The sequence below is a fragment of the Anaerolineaceae bacterium oral taxon 439 genome, assembly GCA_001717545.1.
Lineage (GTDB): Bacteria > Chloroflexota > Anaerolineae > Anaerolineales > Anaerolineaceae > Flexilinea.
Window position 1 is genome coordinate 2,794,966 of the sequence record CP017039.1, and the last position, 16,598, is coordinate 2,811,563.

General features: G+C 52.5%; 14 protein-coding genes. 5 read left to right on the plus strand and 9 right to left on the minus strand.

Annotated elements, in window-relative coordinates; genetic code table 11:
• Nucleotides 1–11: 11 nt before the first annotated feature.
• The 4 genes from BEQ56_12300 to BEQ56_12315 form a co-directional block, all read right to left on the minus strand.
• Nucleotides 12–872 (minus strand): hypothetical protein, encoded by an 861-nt coding sequence (locus BEQ56_12300; protein AOH44181.1) that lies wholly within the window; start codon nucleotides 870–872, stop codon nucleotides 12–14.
• Nucleotides 869–1,804 carry a hypothetical protein gene (locus tag BEQ56_12305; protein AOH44182.1) on the minus strand — a complete coding sequence of 312 codons (936 nt, stop codon included), beginning with the start codon at nucleotides 1,802–1,804 and terminating at the stop codon, nucleotides 869–871. Before BEQ56_12305 ends, BEQ56_12300 begins: the two co-directional genes overlap by 4 nt.
• 115 nt (nucleotides 1,805–1,919) lie before the next feature.
• Entirely contained in the window at nucleotides 1,920–3,401 is a 1,482-nt protein-coding gene (locus BEQ56_12310) for a hypothetical protein (GenBank protein AOH44183.1), read from the minus strand.
• Between the two features lie 33 nt (nucleotides 3,402–3,434).
• A complete protein-coding gene (locus BEQ56_12315; protein AOH44184.1) occupies nucleotides 3,435–4,412 on the minus strand; it encodes a hypothetical protein in 978 nt (325 codons plus the stop codon).
• A 335-nt stretch (nucleotides 4,413–4,747) separates the two neighbouring features.
• On the opposite strand from BEQ56_12315, the gene BEQ56_12320 reads away from it, so the two are divergent.
• Together BEQ56_12320 and BEQ56_12325 are read left to right on the plus strand one after the other, a co-directional pair.
• Complete coding sequence (locus BEQ56_12320) at nucleotides 4,748–7,171, plus strand: hypothetical protein (protein AOH44185.1); 2,424 nt, start codon at nucleotides 4,748–4,750, stop codon at nucleotides 7,169–7,171.
• Between the two features lie 222 nt (nucleotides 7,172–7,393).
• Complete coding sequence (locus BEQ56_12325; GenBank protein AOH44186.1) at nucleotides 7,394–8,080, plus strand: hypothetical protein; 687 nt, start codon at nucleotides 7,394–7,396, stop codon at nucleotides 8,078–8,080.
• A 127-nt stretch (nucleotides 8,081–8,207) separates the two neighbouring features.
• On the opposite strand, the gene BEQ56_12330 is transcribed toward BEQ56_12325, so the two are convergent.
• The 3 genes from BEQ56_12330 to BEQ56_12340 all read right to left on the minus strand — a co-directional run bounded on the left by BEQ56_12330 (nucleotide 8,208) and on the right by BEQ56_12340 (nucleotide 10,875).
• Nucleotides 8,208–8,882 carry a TIGR00266 family protein gene (locus BEQ56_12330; GenBank protein ID AOH44187.1) on the minus strand — a complete coding sequence of 225 codons (675 nt, stop codon included), beginning with the start codon at nucleotides 8,880–8,882 and terminating at the stop codon, nucleotides 8,208–8,210.
• 137 nt (nucleotides 8,883–9,019) lie between these two features.
• A complete protein-coding gene (locus tag BEQ56_12335) occupies nucleotides 9,020–10,114 on the minus strand; it encodes a hypothetical protein (GenBank protein AOH44188.1) in 1,095 nt (364 codons plus the stop codon).
• A 326-nt stretch (nucleotides 10,115–10,440) separates the two neighbouring features.
• Nucleotides 10,441–10,875 carry a hypothetical protein gene (locus BEQ56_12340; protein ID AOH44189.1) on the minus strand — a complete coding sequence of 145 codons (435 nt, stop codon included), beginning with the start codon at nucleotides 10,873–10,875 and terminating at the stop codon, nucleotides 10,441–10,443.
• Between the two features lie 633 nt (nucleotides 10,876–11,508).
• Between BEQ56_12340 and BEQ56_12345 the strand changes: the two genes are divergently transcribed.
• From BEQ56_12345 to BEQ56_12355, 3 genes are all read left to right on the plus strand, one after another.
• Nucleotides 11,509–12,240, plus strand: a complete 732-nt coding sequence (locus BEQ56_12345) for a branched-chain amino acid ABC transporter permease (GenBank protein AOH44190.1) — start codon at nucleotides 11,509–11,511, stop codon at nucleotides 12,238–12,240.
• The gene (locus BEQ56_12350) at nucleotides 12,237–12,569 is read left to right on the plus strand and encodes a hypothetical protein (GenBank protein ID AOH44191.1); all 333 of its coding nucleotides are present in this window, start codon (nucleotides 12,237–12,239) and stop codon (nucleotides 12,567–12,569) included. The genes BEQ56_12345 and BEQ56_12350 overlap by 4 nt, the downstream gene beginning before the upstream one ends.
• A gap of 135 nt (nucleotides 12,570–12,704) precedes the next feature.
• Nucleotides 12,705–13,676, plus strand: a complete 972-nt coding sequence (locus tag BEQ56_12355; protein ID AOH44192.1) for a hypothetical protein — start codon at nucleotides 12,705–12,707, stop codon at nucleotides 13,674–13,676.
• A gap of 515 nt (nucleotides 13,677–14,191) precedes the next feature.
• Here the strand turns inward: BEQ56_12355 and BEQ56_12360 are convergent.
• Both BEQ56_12360 and BEQ56_12365 read right to left on the minus strand, forming a co-directional pair.
• Complete coding sequence (locus BEQ56_12360; GenBank protein ID AOH44193.1) at nucleotides 14,192–15,715, minus strand: tRNA lysidine(34) synthetase TilS; 1,524 nt, start codon at nucleotides 15,713–15,715, stop codon at nucleotides 14,192–14,194.
• Nucleotides 15,712–16,581, minus strand: coding sequence for a hypothetical protein (locus tag BEQ56_12365; GenBank protein AOH44194.1), 870 nt, complete (start codon nucleotides 16,579–16,581; stop codon nucleotides 15,712–15,714). Before BEQ56_12365 ends, BEQ56_12360 begins: the two co-directional genes overlap by 4 nt.
• Nucleotides 16,582–16,598 lie beyond the last annotated feature (17 nt).

Below are 16,598 nucleotides of genomic sequence, written 5' to 3' on the forward strand. Positions count from 1 at the left end.
ATTGTTCTCCTCTATTTACTCGCACTGCCAAAGGACAAACCCTGAACCAGATATTTATCCATAACAATTGCGATAATGGTAGGGGGAATGATCGCGATGATCCCCAGTGCTGAGATCATTGCCCATTCCGGTTTTTCCTGTGCATTGAGGCTGGAGATCAGGACCGGAATTGTCTGTGCTTTCTGAAACGTCATAATCAATGAGAAGAGGAACTCATTCCACGCAAAGTTGAATGCCAATGTGAAACAGGCCGCCAGTCCAGGCGCAGCCAACGGGATGACGATTTTTCGCAATTGATCAAACTTTGAATAGCCATCCACCGCCGCCGCATGCTCAAGTTCAATCGGGATGCCGGCAAAGAAGTCTTTCAGCAGGTAAACAGTGATTGGCAGATTCATCCAGGTGTATACGATGATCATTCCTACATGGGAATCCAGCAGGCTCAGCTTGCTAAACATGATATACAGCGCAATTACTGCAACAATCGGCGGCATCATTCTCTGGGAAAGAATCGTGAACGCCAGACCGTCACTGTTCTGCCCGAGGTAGTTATACTGATAGCGTGTCAGGGCATACGCCGCCATTGCGCCAATCACCAGTGCCAGAAAAGAACTGGCCAGGCTGATGATGATGCTGTTCTGCAGGTTCATTGTGAAAATGCTGTTGCCGTTCAGCAGGTAATCCCAGGCAGAGATTGTCGGTGTGAAATCTATTCCGGGGAAGAAAAAGGGCCCGCCATAAATATCCACCTGTCGTTTGAATGAGGTTACCAGCGTCCAGTAGATAGGGAACGTCACGCAAACGATCCATATCAGGATCAGTGCCGCACGCAATACCTGTGTAAATCCGCCTTTTTTCGTATTGTTGTTCATGCCAGATCCTCCTCTTCATACTGAGAAAAATCTACGTCAACCGGAATGATGATTTCCATTTGTTTTTTCTTCCTGTTCGCCTGAACCTTCTGCACGATCTGCGAAACGAGCATCAAAAAGATCAGCATGATCACGCAGAGAGCGGCAGATTTCCCAAGCGAGAAGTTCCGCAGCCCGACCTGATAAGCATACATTGAAGACGACATACTGGAGACGCCAGGTCCACCGGCAGTTGTAATATAAATCGTGTCAAAAATCTTGAAAGTCTCAATGGATCGCAGTGTGATCGCAACGATCGATGACGGCATCAGCATCTTGAAGATGATGTCTTTGAAGATCTGCCATTCACTGGCGCCGTCCACGCGCGCTGACTCAATCGGCTCTTTGGGTATCGATTGCAAACCGGCAAGTAGGATCAGAATAATAAAAGGCGTCCATTCCCAGACGTCTACCAGGATGATAGATGTCATGGAGTATCCACGCTTTGAAATCCACGGAACTCCTTCAACCCCCAACAATCGGAGAAAATAGTTCAATGGGCCATACAACTCGTTAAATAATTGTTTCCACATAAAGCCGATCACAACAGGAGCCATCAGCATGGGCAGCAACATCAGAACGCGGATTATCTTCTTGCCGAATATCAGCTTATTGATGTTATAGGCAAGGAGTAAAGCCAGAAGATATTCAACGGTGACAGAAATGAGAGTCACAAGAACAGTATTCCCCATTGTCTTCCAGAAAACGTTGTTCTTGAATGCCCAAATGTAATTGCTCAATCCCAGAAAGCGAATAGAGCCACCTAATTTCCAGTTGCATAAGCTCATGATCACGTTAAAAATCAGGGGAAATATCGTAATGGCCACAAACATAAACAGCGCTGGCGCGACCAGTATATGTTTAATAGAATCTGGTTGTTTTTTCTTAATCATGTCAGGTCTTCCAAATTTCCAGTTATAAATGAGGGGTAATCAGAACGGCTGCCCAGAATTTCTCTCGTGGCAGCCGTTCTTTCATAAATCAAGATTATAGATCGAAGCTGCAAAATTACTTGCTGACACCGGTACCGGTTGTCACGTTCTTGTAAGTGTTCTGATAGAATTCTCTCTGCGTGTCGCGGCCTTCTTCATCGGTAATTTCTTCCCAGGATTCTGCGACATAATTCAGCGCGCTTTCGACGTCCAGATCACCCGAAAGAGCTTGAGAAACTCCGAGGTCCAACGCATCCAGATAGGAACCCGCCTTTGGCAGACGCATATCAAGCTGTACGTTCGGGTGCGTGTAGGATTTCAGAACAGTATCGATGAATTCCTGCGCGTTGTAATAATGGATCGGAGAATTCTCCCAAACTGAAGCATCGGTCAGGTGCTGCAGTCGATATGGGTTGCGGGCTGTACCATCGGTAGTAACAGCTGCCAATGAGTTCTCGTCGTTGTCCATCACGCTGAGGAAGTCAACTGCGACCTGCGGGTTCTTGCAGGTGGAGGTCACTGATGATGTCCAGCCGCTGAAAGCCAGATAAGGAGCGTACTGAACTTCGTCAAAGGTATCCCACTGTTCAGTTTCCGGGTTCCAGCATTCATAGCTTCCGGGAGCCAGAGCATAGCCAACCAGTTCCTTCACCTTGGAGCTATCAGGGTTCTGAGTAGCAAGCGCGGTATCATGCCAGTCAATTGCAAGCGCGGATTCGCCAGCCGGGAAAGCCGCACGTTCATCACCACCGCCATAGTTGATCATGTTCGGAGGACCTAATTTCAGAATGCGTTTGTATTCTTCCAGCGCGCGCTGGTAGGCGGGATCATTGACCATCGGCTGCATGGTTTCAGGATTAAAGAAGGTATAGCCAGGGTAATTCGGATGTGCGGCATAGGTTACAGCGTGAGTCAGGAAAATATAGGGGTTGACGTCCTTCGGGGCCATGGCTTCGATTGTGCCATAGTCAACTTCGCCATCACCATCCCAGTCCCATCCATTGAAGAATTCAGCAGCGTCCATGTATTCAGTCCAGGTCTTCGGGACTTCGAGCTCATAACCGTACTGTTCCTTGAACCTGGCTTTATACTCTTCGTTTTCGAAAGCGTCTTTACGATAATAAAGAAGAATGGAGTCGCCATCCAGCGGGATCGCATAGGTTTTACCATCAAATTTCTGCATATCATAGTAGGCTTTGATCAATGTATCCCAGTTATCTTTCAGGCCAAGATAATCATCGATCGCCAGGACTGACCCACCCTGAATGAACTCAGAGAGCCAGTTGGAGGGGTAAATCACGATATCATATGCATCGGTGTTCGTCGCAAAAGAAGTGCAGAGCTTCTCGTAAAGAGAGCCAAACGGGATCTCGATCACGTTGATTTCAACGTTCGGGTTCGAAGCTTCGAACTGCTCTTTTGCGGAATAAACAGTTGTGGCGGCGAAACTGCCAACGCCGACATTGATAACAACTTTCTCATCAGCTGCAAAAACGCTGGCAACCACCACGCCATACAGCATCACAGCAACGAGAAGCAACGATAAAGACTTTTTCATCTTTTCTTTCCTTCCAAGAATGGATTGGCCTGTCTATTTACAAATAGCGTTCGTGAAATCTTCAGTAAAACGCTTGTTATCCACACCAATAGCCACGCTCATGTTCGGAGCCGCCTTCTTCGGGATCGTTCGTAGAATGTCGTTGCGTATGATCATGTCACGAAGAATGACAGTCGGTGCAAACTCGACATCCACATGCAGGCGTGCTTCCTTAATGAAAGAGCGATCTCTGGCAACGCCGATCGTCAGGGGATCATGCAGCCATAAACCTGTGAATTCAGTCGGGATTCCAACGCTCGTGTAGATAATGTATTCCTGTTCCGGCCATACGGCGATGATATCGCGAACCTGGCGGGCAATCGGAGTGTCGGTGTTCTTAATTCGTTCGATCTGTTCCGGCGCAAGCGGCACCTTAAGGGTAACGTCGATCGGAACCATAGTCATATTTATACCGGATTTCCAAACGACCTGGGCTGCGAACGTATCATTATTCAGGTTGTATTCTTCGACCGGGGATCGGGAAACGCCCTTTTCATCTACGATCGGGACGACCACACCGGCCATCATGATTAGCTCTTTTGCAAGCTCAGCGACTTTCGGCTCCTTGATCAAAGCCGCAGCGATATTGGTGACGGTGCCGGTTGTAATAATGGTAACTTCATGCGGGTACTTTTTAACCAGCTCAATGATCGCATCATCAGCATTGTAGCTGTCCGGCGCCAGTGTGGGGTCTTTCCAGTCTTCTTCTGTAAGAATGTTCTGACCTTCAAAACCGAACATATAAGCGCCGCCGCTCATGGAACCTGGAATGCCTGCGTTTACTTTGATCTCTTCACGTCCGGCAACGCGCAGGAGCTTCTTGGCGATCCTTGCACGAATTGCCGTATCGCCGTATGAAGAGTTCACTGCAAGAATGTCAAGGTCGTCATTCTGTACAGCATACAGCAAAGCGAAGGCATCATCGTAATAAGTGCCATAGTCCGAATCGATAATAACTTTCTTCTTACACATCTTGTTTTCTCCTTTGTTTATTTTTCCCGGTCTTTTTTTTGAAAAGCTGGCTTTTCTCAGCCCGGTTTTTTACCATCTCCCTATTTTTACAATGCAAAAGAATTCCTGTAAATTATCAGTTTTTCATCCGATATTCCAGCTTTCTACAGTTCACCTCAGGTTAATTTTTTAACATTTCATCAGAAATTCGCTTCTTTCGGAATTCTTATCCTCCGGCTGAAAACTCAGGGCCGCTTCCCTTATAATTTGTTGAGAAATTAACATGCTTATCAGGAATTCCTGCGTTTGTGAAGGCGCGTGATCAATAGAAATCATAGGAAATGAAGGCAGCACATATGATGAAACATGATGAAAGATTCAATGGATCTTTTGGACTGAAGAATAATATAAAAAAGGGAAATAAAAAGAGAATAAATCGCTTCGGTATCAGCAAGGAACGGAAAGGCGTCTGGTATTCAGTGATCACCGTTGCCCTGCTTGTGTTTGTTCTGGTGATCCTCAGTGCGATTGCCTTCTATTCTGTCTATCAGAATACGCTTGTTCCTCAGCTCATCTCAGCAAACGAAGAAATTCTTGAAAAAACAGACATACTGGTATCAGAAACCTATTCTCAGATCGAAAACATGGCGGTCCAAATCTCATTGGATACCATGCGTATGATCAACCGCTCAAATGACAGCATTGTCACGGACTATCATCGGCTGCAAATGCTCTCTGATTCGCTGGTCAACTTCAAAAACTCACATCGTTACGTCCATTCAGCATATATTTACTTCAACCAGGGAGATGTGATCGTAACCTCATCAGGTATGGGCGTCACCTCATTCAATTTATTCTATGACACCGCCTGGTATGACTATTACCGGACACATACGACGGCTATTACCTGGTTGAACTGCCGCAAACCATACAGCTCCACTTTTACAAATGTCGAGCGGGCGCTGCAGCGTTATGGTGTTGACGATGGCGATGTGATTACGCTGCTCGTCCCGTTGTCAGAATCGCTGCGCTCGCGCGGAGGGGTGGTCGTTGTTAACATATATGAAGAGGAAGTAGCCAAACTGCTCCCAGGCGATGATGATTATGTTTACCAGGCTTTCGGCATCAGTAAAAATGGCATGATCACGATTTCCTCTGACAGAAGCTTTCTCTATCGGAAGGCTGATCCGGATCTGGTTAAACGAATTCAGGAATATAAAGGAAATGGACATCTGATCATCAAAAACGCTGATGCGCAGACATTGATCCTTTTTACAGATTCAGATCAGACAGAAACAACGCTCGTCGTCGAGATGCCGCTCAATCGTATTCTTTCTCCAACCCAAACGCTTTTACGGCGTATCATTCTGATTTCAGCTGCACTGCTGCTTGTTTCCTGCCTCTTCGTTTTCTTTCTTTATCGCCAGTCGCTTCAGCCGATCTCAAAACTATATAAGACCATTGAAGAAAGCCTTTCTTCTGATGGAAATAGCCAAAGCGTTGAAAACAGTGTCGAGCAGAAACTCAGAAACATCATTCAGGACAACAAACAATTGCACTCCATGTGGGAAAACAACCGGACACTAATCCGTCACCGAACGCTTTCCCTCTTACTCGAAGGGCAATTCACAGGAACTGAGGATACCTTTCAGCGCCTCAGGTATATGGATATTGAGTTCCCTTACCGTCTAATCAATGTAATATATATTAACATGGATATTCTGCAACAGGCGCGCACACTGACGAACGACGAATACGAACTGGTCAAAATTCAGTTATTCCCTATGATTAAGGAGTGCCTCGATCCCTCAATGGGAGGGTACACAGTGGATATTGATGATTTTCATCTCGGTGTCATTCTGAACTATGAAGTAGAGGAACCTGATAAATTACTTAGATTCTGCCAGAATGTTCAGAGCGCTGTCGATAACTCAGCAATCATTCCTTACACGCTCTCGCTTGGTATCGGATCGAGCGTTGATTCAATCGATGAAATCTATATTTCCGCGCAGAACGCACGTTCCGCTGCGGATTACGCCTCATCCCTCGGAGGAAACGAAATCATCAGTTATTCTACGATTTCGCTTTTCCAGGATAACAAGTCCTTCACACTCTCCAGCACGTATAAAACTATCATTGAGCGAGAACTGCTTCCAGCCATTCGCATCGGCGACTTCGACCTGAGCAGCAAGGCTTTCCAGAAAGCCCTTGCCTGTCTGGAGAACTCCAGTATCGCATTTGCTGATTGCCAGCAATACTGTCTTCTGCTCCTGCATCGTATTTCCTCCCTGATGCAGGAAATGGGCTTCCCTCTCTCGGAAGCAAGTCAGATCACCGATAGTGCGAATCTATTCTCCTCTGAAGATAAAGAACAGTTACAGGATGTCTTTCTCGAAACGCTCAGTAATGCCTGCAGCCAAGTAGAAGAAAAAAGAAAGAACAAGAATGCCGACTTGATGGAACAGGTCGTCAGCTATATCGACCAGCATTTTCAGGAAGATATTTCTCTCAACCAACTTTCAAAAGCGGTTTACATGAGCGTCCCATATTTCTGCAAAATTTTTAAAGAATACACAGGAAAAACTTTTATGGATTACCTTACGGGCCTCCGCATTGATACATCCAAAGAGCTTCTGCTTACCACCAACCAGAAGATCATGGATATCTCAATCTCCTGTGGTTTCGCAAACGTGCAGACCTATATCAGATCATTTAAGAAATATTGTGATGTTACGCCAACAGCATTCAGGAAGCAAAATGTTTCAACGAAACTAAATTGATTTGTGAGGGCGTGTTGCGCTGACAGTCGAATTATTCATTTTTTATATTTAAATTTTTCAATTACCGACATATCAAAATAAGCATAGCGGTTCAGAATCAACCATTTTTATTGATAATAGCATTCATGTCCATCCTTCGCCCCCTATCGCGGCTGTGGTATAATTTTGTTGGAAATCCAACTCCGACTCGGGAGAATCCGGCGAACGAAAAGGAGGCAGCCCATGAATCGCAGCGATCTCGCCTTTCAGCATAACCCGCTCTTCACGGGCATCGCCCGCCATGAGCTGGCCACCCTGTTCATCTGCCTGAACGCGCGGACACGGGGATACGCGAAGAATCAATTCGTCCTCCTCGAAGGCGACCCCGCCGACCGGGTCGGGATCGTCCTGAGCGGAAATTTACAGATCCTGAAAGAGGATTATTTCGGGACGCGGAATATTATCGCCAACGTCGGCCCGAACGAACTTTTCGGCGAGGCGTTCGCCGCCGCCGAGCTCGACGAGCTCCCGCTCAGCGTCATCGCGACCGAGGAGAGCCGGCTCATGCTGATCGACTATCGCGCGATCCTGACGACCTGCGGGCAGAACTGCGCTTATCATTACGCGCTCATCCGCAACCTGATCCGGATCATCGCAAAGAAAAACCTGGGGCTCATCCAGAAAATCGAGCATGTCTCAAAGCGCTCGACGCGTCAAAAAGTCCTGAGCTATTTATCCGCGGTCGCCAAAGCGAATCATTCCAATAGCTTCGTCATCCCGTTCAGCCGTCAGGAACTCGCCGATTATCTCTGCGTCGATCGGACCGCGCTCTCCGCGGTGATCAGTAAACTTCAGAGCGAAGGCGTCCTTGAATTCAACCGCAGCAGCTTCACGCTTCACCATCGCCCCGACACGGACGCATACGAATAATTCAACGGAAAACGCGGTCGCCGATCCTTAAAAAAAAGAACGGTATTAAAGTTCCCCTCCGGTTTCCGAAGGGGAACTTAATTTTTAATGATAATTGCTCAAAATAGAAACACAAAATCGAAAAGGCTTAACTCTTTACGACGTACGTCCCGATACGGCGCGCCAGCTCGATAATCGGCATCGTCTGAATATACACCCGTCCCGGGCCCGTCACGTACGTATTGAACATCCCTTCGCCGCCGAAGAACATGTTTTTCAGCCCGGAAACCATCTTAACGTCCATCGTACAGGTCGCGTCCATCGCCGCGACGAAGCCCGTTGAAACGACGAGCGTCTCGCCCGGCTTCAGGTCGTAAACCTTACAGTGACCGTCGATTTCAACGAACGCCGTTCCCTGACCCGATAATTTCTGCATGATAAAGCCTTCGCCGCCGAAGAAACCGGAACCCAACTTCTTCTGAAGCGCGATCGATAATTCGACGCCCGCGGTCGCCGCCAGAAAGCCCGACTTCTGAACGATAATCTCATGCCCCGGCGCAACCTCAAACGGAACGATCATCCCGGGCATCGACGAAGCGAACGCGATCATGCCGTCGCCCTGCGCCGTAAAGACGTTCAGGAACAGCGATTCTCCGGAAAAAGCGCGTGAAAAGACTTTTCCGATCCCCCCGCGCGAAGACGTTTCCATGTTGATATTCGGCGTCATCCAGGACATCGCTCCCGATTCCGATACAACCTGTTCGCCATTTCGCAAATTGCAGATTACAGCAGGTAAGGGCGTTCCCTCAATTTTATATTCCATCGTAAAATCCTCTTCTTTCGTGTCGCTATATGCGCAACGGACAACGATCCGTCTCTTTTAATATATCATTATTTCCGCCAATCGACCCAAATTCGGAACGAAGCAAATACCGGCGCCAGCCTTTTCCCGGTCATTCCTCAACCGCCGATCTCGGGGTCCTCCGCGAACCCGCCTTTCGACGAGACGCTCCCAGGTCGGTATCGCTCCGCACGCTCCGAACCAGCGATCTTCGCAGAGGCGATCTCCGCGACGCTTCCTTCGTCGGTCGCGAACGATCCGGCGTACAGCTCCGCAACCGACGCGCCGGGCAGGATCGTAACCGACGCCGTTCCGCTCAATTTCGCCGCGCCCCGTCCGAACGCGTAATCGCCTCCAAAAACCCAGGCTGCCGTCCCAGCCACAGAAACCACGCTGTCCTCCGTTCGATACGCCGATGCGTCGCCTTCTGCCAACCCGCCGCCGAACAGCGCGACCGAGGACGCGCCTTCCGCTTCGAGCGCGATCCGCGAAACGCCGACGACCTCGGACCGTCCACCGCCCCGCGCCGCGCCCCCGGCGAAAGCGTACGCCGCACGTCCGGAAACGCTGACGTCCGTGTCGCCGATCGTCGCGTACGCGTTCGTTCCTTCCGCCGCGCCTCCGCCGCAGAGCTGCCAGATGACCTCGCCGCCAGCCGCCAGCTTCACCGACGAAGCGCCGCGGACGATCGAAACTCCGCCAGCGAGCGCGAGCCCGCCGCCATAAACGTTCGAAACCATCCCCGCGATCGTCAGCTCCGTCGTCAGGACCGTCGCCAGGCTGCGATCCGCGGCCAGCGACCCGCCGAAAACCGACGCGTTCGGAAATTCGAGTCCCGGTCCGATCGTCAGCGCAACCCCGTTCGCGAAAATCCGCCAGACGGATAAAACGCGGACCCGCCGCGCCGCGCCTACTTCGAGGTCTGCCTCGAACGTCACGCGCTCCAACGACGGCGCGTCCGGAACCGACAGCTCCGCGTCGCGTTCCGCCGGCAATAGCGACGGCGCAATCCGGATCCGGACCGAAGAAGCGTCGTCCGGAATCGCTTCCAACGCCGCGCTGATCGCCGCGTAATCGCCATCCGGACCGACCCTGAACGTAACCTCGCGTCCGGCGCCGACGGATCGGACGCTGAAGAGAAACGCCAGTCCGAAAATCAGCGCGATTCCAGGATAACTCAAAAGCCGGTAACCCTTTTTATGCAGCCGCCGCATGTTTTCCCATTTCCACCGCTCGTCCCCGCCCTCGCCATACGACGCTCAAACAGGGGATAGATAACGTAGAAGCCGGGGAAAATCACCGGCTTCCGAATAAAACAACCCAAAGTCAGCGCATTAAGCTCCCGCCTGTCCCAGCGCGCAGCGCATAGAAACAGACCTTCTGGCAAGTGAGGGACGCTCGACACGCTGACCAGAATATTATGATCACAGAACTGTTCTGAGACGCTCGCGTCGTCAGATTCCGCCTCATGCAACGGCACGCCGATCCAAGGCTTTTCCCGGACGGACAAGCGGCAGGACCGGCGGCGATAACGGCGGAACTATTGAAGCCCGTAGCGGATGAGAATTCTTCTCAGCTTATTCGCCTCGCGATCGGCGATCCCTGTCGCGAATTTCCCCTCGCCGCAGCTTGCGTAAAAATTCACCGCGCCCTGAATACTCTGTAAATCGAGCGTGTTTTTGATATCCATCTGAACCAACAGCCATTTCAAATTCTCGATTTCCGTCGCTAACCGCTGCCGCTCAACAATGTACCCATCCGGATCATTCTCGCAAAGCAGGTTATCCATAATCCCGGGAAGCTCCTGGATTCGCTTCATCGTCGCCCGAACGTCGCCTAAATATTTCGTGCGCGGTCTTTCGAAGCGCGACGAAGTCGACTGGGCGAACGAAGGGACCGCTATCATCAACAGCAATACGGTCATCAACGACGCTAAAACAATACTTTTTCGAAATGCTCTGTTCATATTTTTCATCCTTCCTTAATTCAGGATCTCCCTGCCGTCCGCGGAAAATCCTTTTCCAATAGGGACCTGCTTCCCGAACGCTTTTCCGGATCGGATCCGATCTCCCAAAAAACATCCGGGCAGCAAATTCCTTTTTTTCCCTATCCACTATTATGCAAATGCTATGCCAATGTTTCCGATTTCACGGGTCATCCTGTGAATTATGTTCCCTGAAACCGACAAAACAAAGCTGACTCTAACGATTTTAACGTCCCTTGCCTGATTTATCTACCCGGATCCCAGCGTCTTCGCCGGGAAAAGACCGTTCAACTCATCGGACAATCAGCTTACTCCTACGCGCAATCTATATTATACAACAAATTTCAAAAAAAATGAATACGCGAATAAATTTGCGCGATCTGTCCTCATGCAGACATTCTCCTCGTATTTCCGAGAAAATCCACAGCGCCGGCGAATCTTAAATTTACGTTAAGTCGAGAAGATTCAGGCCGTTTCCAGGATTGTCATGAATGCGCCTCGGGTCCAAAGCAGCCCCACCGTTTCGTCATACAATCGAACGCGTCTGCGTCCCCCGCCCCAACGTTTCCGCCGGGACCGCGCGGGATTCGCCGGACAAATCAGGACTGCGAGCTTTTTTGAATCATGACCGCCGCTTTTAAACATGCGTTTCCCCGGACGATCCCCGTTTTTTTCGGGTATCTCTTTCTTGGGATCAGCTTCGGTATCCTGCTGATCGGCGCGGGACTGGACTGGTACTGGGCGCCGATCATGTGCCTGACGATTTTCGCCGGATCCGTTCAATTCGTCGCCGTCGGATCGCTGATGACCGTATTCAGTCCGCTGACAGCCGTGATCCTGACGCTGGCTGTCAGCGCGCGCCAGCTTTTCTACGGCCTGTCGATGCTGCGGCGCTACGCGGACGTTGGGAAAATCAAGCCTTACCTGATTTTCGCGCTGACCGACGAAACGTATTCGCTTCTCGTCGCCGCCGACATTCCCGAAAACGTCGATCGCGGCTGGTTCTATTTCTGGGTTTCCGCGCTGGACCAATCGTACTGGGTCCTCGGGTCGACGCTCGGCGCGCTTTTCGGCGCGTTTCTCCGTTTCAACTCGAAGGGCGTCGAATTCGCGATGACCGCGCTCTTCCTTTATATCTTCCTGACGCAGTGGGAATCGCAGCGCGACCACGCGCCGCACCTGATCGGCATTGCTTCGGCGCTGGTCTGCATCTGGATTTTCGGGCCCGCGAACTTTATCATCCCCGCGATGATCCTGATCCTGGCCGGGCTGCTGGCGATCCGCGGGAGAAAAGCGGACGAAGGGCGCGCCGAAAACGCGGCGGATGCGGATTCCGGGCCCGGAGGCGCGAAATGACAACGCAGCAGATCATCCTGACCGTGATTATTATCGCGCTGACAACGTTCGCAACACGTTTCCTGCCATTCCTGATTTTTCCCGAAGGCAAAAAAATTCCGAAGACCGTCGACTACCTTGAACGCGTCCTGCCTTTCGCCATGATCGGAATGCTGATCGTCTACTGCTTCAAGGACGTCCGCCCGTTCGCGCCGCCCTACGGGCTTCCCGAATGGATCGCGAGCGCGGTTCTCGTCCTGATCTATAAACTGACGCGGAAGATGATCCTGACGATCGGCGGCGGCCTGATCGCGTACATGATTCTCGTCCAGTTCGTGTTTACCAGCTGATTTTTTTCATCGCCTGTGACTCAGCCTTAAATTATGCTATAATCATCACATTCGCATAACCTTTTGTTCGCGAGACAGATTCCTGGGATCCGTGAGATTGCGAATTAAGGGAAACAGGGTTATTATTGAAAATCTATGGAACACGAATCAGCCATCAGTGAATTTATCAGCAGCGAAACGACCTTTCCCGCCGCGATCCATGCCTGGGAAATTTATCTGGCGAATGAAGGCCGGACTGTCAATACAATCAAGGCCTTCATCAGCGACGTGCAGCTGCTTTCGTCGAAGCTACGGCCGGATCGGACTGTCGGCTCGATTACGACCGCCGATCTGAACGACTTCCTGTATTGGATGGAACATAAGCGTGATGTCCCCTGTTCGCCGAAGACATATTCGCGCCGCGTGACGTCGTTTAAGTCTTTTTTCCGCTGGCTGAAAACGTTCGGAATTATCGATATCGACCCGGCCGAATCGGTCCTTCAGGTAACCGTCTACGCGCCGCTTCCCGAAATCCTGACGGTCGACGAATTCCCGCTCGTTCTCGAAGCCGCGAACGGTTTCCGTCTCCAGGAAAAAAGCGACGCGCGCCCGATGGCGCTGGTCCAGCTTCTCCTCGCGACCGCGATCAAGAAAAACGAAACGCTCGCGATCGCCCCGAATCATATCGACGCTGACGATCCGGACCACCCGGTTCTCTACGTCCGCTACAACCGCGGGGAACAGCGCTTCAAGGAACGAAAGATCGACCTGCCGATCGACTGGATTCCGGTTTATAACGAACTCCTCGATCAGGAAAAGCCGACCGACCGGATCTTCCCATATTCCGCGCGCAGGCTCGAATACCTGCTGCGCGATATCGGGGAAGCGGCCGGCCTGAAGAAAAGTCTGTCGTTTAATATGTGCCGCTGGACAAGCGCCGTTCACGACCTGTATATCAATATCGACGAAGAATCGATCCGCGGCAAGCTGGGCGTCTCCAAGGTCCAATGGCGCGAAATCTCCCAGAAGCTTCATAAGCTGAAACCGATCTACGCCGGGATAGCTCCGGCTTCCGAAGAAACGAATGAAGAAAGCAATATCGAAGACCCGGTGGAAAACCTCCAATAACGGAGGTTTTTCGGCCGGCGGCCGGCCTGAGAAGCGCTGAATGGCCCCAAAGCCAGAAAACAGCCCAAGAATCCGCCAAATTCGTCCGTCCGAGTTCACCCGCATGGACGAATTCCTTTATCTGGCGATCTTTCTCCCGCCCGGCGCCGTACCGCCGCCGCGAACGGTCACAAGCCTTCCCGAACTTGCGATCTATATCCGCGATTTCGGAACGCGCCCCGGCGATCATGGCTTCGTCGCGGAATCCAACGGCGAAATCGTCGGCATGGCCTGGGCGCGGCTCATCCGGGATTTCGGTTATATCGACGACGCGACGCCGTCCGTTGCAATCTCTCTGAAAGAATCATGGCGCGGGAAAGGGGTTGGAACGCGGCTGCTGCGCGCGCTGACGGACGAAATGAAATCCGCCGGCTTCCGCCATGCGTCATTATCCGTTCAGAAAGAAAACCGTCCGGCGCTGCGGCTGTACCGGAAAGCTGGCTTTGAACCGTTCCGCGAGACCGACGAAGAATGGATCATGCGGATCCACCTGTATCAGGACGAAGCCGTCGGATCCGAAGAATCCGGCGCGAACCCGCTGCGAGCGACGCCCGCTCCGCCGCGCGCAGCCCGACGACCCAGAGAACCCCTTCGTCGTCGCTGACAAGCGGATAGCCGTCCCGAAAGATTGCCGGAACCTTCCGGTTCAGCAGGAACTTTTCCAAAAGAACCTCTGTCCCGTTCATCCCAAACGGAACGAAACGCTCCGCCCGGCTCGTCCGCGGACGAACGCGAAGCGTCCCCTGGATCCGGCCGACGTCAAGATAGACGGTTCCCGGATCGCGTTTCATTTCCTCAATCAGCGCCGCGATCTCCGCAGCATTCTCGACTTCCCGCCATTCGAAGCGCAGCCGGATATTCCCGACCGGATAGTCCCCGTCAACCACTACCGCTGCCGTATCTGCCGCTGCCATCGCCGCCCAGTCCCAGATCGGCAGCGCGCCCGTCGGAACCGAGGCATCAGCGATTCCGAACGCATTTCCACGGAGGAAAAGCGTCTTTCCCCCGGTCCAGTCTTCCCGGCGAAATCCGCCCGGAGGCTCGTCGATATCCGCGAACCGCGCCGCGCGAAGGATCAGCGGCTGCGTCAGGCCGTCCTCAAACCCGCCCAACAGCTTCGCCATCCGCCGGATCAGGCGCGCCTGAATCGCGCCCATCTCCGCCCGGAACTTCTCCCGATCCAAAACGACAGTATTCGCCGTTTCAAAACGGACGATCCGCGCGAACGCCCGCTCCGCGGCCTGATTCAGGTAATCCCGATCCGGCCCCAGCGCCGACGCACAGCGATTCAGCGTTTCGACGATATTCGGATTAAACGAAGCCTGGAGCGACGGCAGGAGCTCCCAGCGGATACGGCTGCGCGTGTACGCAAGGTCAGAATTGGTCCGATCGACGACCGCGGAAATTTTCCGCGCCGCGAGCCAGGCTTCGATTTCCGCCCTGCGCAGCGTCAACAGCGGACGGATCAGCGGGATCGACGCAGACCATTCCGTCGGACAGCTCCATTCCGCCATAGCGCACAATCCGTCCAGGCCGGACCCGCGGATGAGCTGCGCCAGGACGGTTTCCGCCCGATCGTCGGCATGATGGCCGACGGCAACCGCGGCCGCGCGCTCCCGTCCGGCGACGTCGAAAAGAAAACGGTAGCGGAGCCGCCGCCCGATATCCTCGATCGAACGGCCTGTCCGCCGCGCCTCGACTGGGACGTTTTCCGCCCCGAGCGTAAACGCAATTCCCTGCCGCGAGCAGAACGCATGAACGAAATCAGCGTCCGCGGCCGATTCCGCGCGAATCTGATGATCCAGATGCGCGGCGATCACGTCGAACCCCAACGTTCGCAGCGTCAATAGCAGCGTCAGGCTATCGGCGCCGCCGCTCGTCCCAACGACGATCCGATCCGGCGGAACGACGCCCATCCGTGTTCTCAGCGCGTCCAGCCCGATCAGCGTTTCCCCGGCGGACGGCGCGAACGTCGGTAAAGCCCGATCCCGCGGACTCACGCCGGAATCAGCTCCTTAAACAGCGAAAGCGGACCGATGATCAGTCCGACAAGCGACGGGCCGGTATGCGCCCCGAGAACGGGCGAAACCGGAAGCGTCTCTTCGCAAACGACATTCAGCTTTTTCTTCAGCGCTTCGATCAGGTATGCGACACCCTCCGGGCATTGGCCATGGACGACCTGTGCCCGAAGCGGAACGGATCCGAATTTCTTTTCCTTTAATCTGACAATCTGATCAAGGGCGCGCTGAAACGAAATCGCCTTGCCCCCATCTTCGTAATGCCCGTCTTCATGGTTGACCAGGATGATCGGTTTGATATTGAGGACCTGCGCCAGGATTCCTTTGATATGACTGATCCTCCCGCCGGCGATCAGGTAGCGAAGCTCCTTGAGCGTGAATTGGCCGTCGACCTGATCGCGGATCAGCTCCAGCCGCGAAAGGATCTGATCTATCCCCCAGTTCCTGAGAATCGCCTGTCCCGCGGCCTGAACCTGCCAACCTAACCCGGAGGTCAGCGTCCTCGAATCAAAAAACGTCACCTTCGCCTCAGGAACGAGCGCCGCGGCGGCGCGCGCCGCCCGGATCGTCCCGCTCAGCGCCCCGGCGATATGAATCGATAAAATCTCCGATCCGCGCGCCGCAATCGTGCGATACGTCTCGACAAAATCGCCAATCGCAGCCTGCGACGTCTTCGGGAACTGGAGCGTTTCGCTGAGCCTTCGGTAAAATTCCACCGGCGAAATCGGGTTATCCCGATCGAACGATTCATCTCCGATCGAGACATTCAGCGGAACGAAGGTCACCGGTAAGCCCGCAAACTGGCTTTCATGCAGATCACATCCTGAATCCGTAACAATTTCGATCATCTTTACACCCTCTGTTC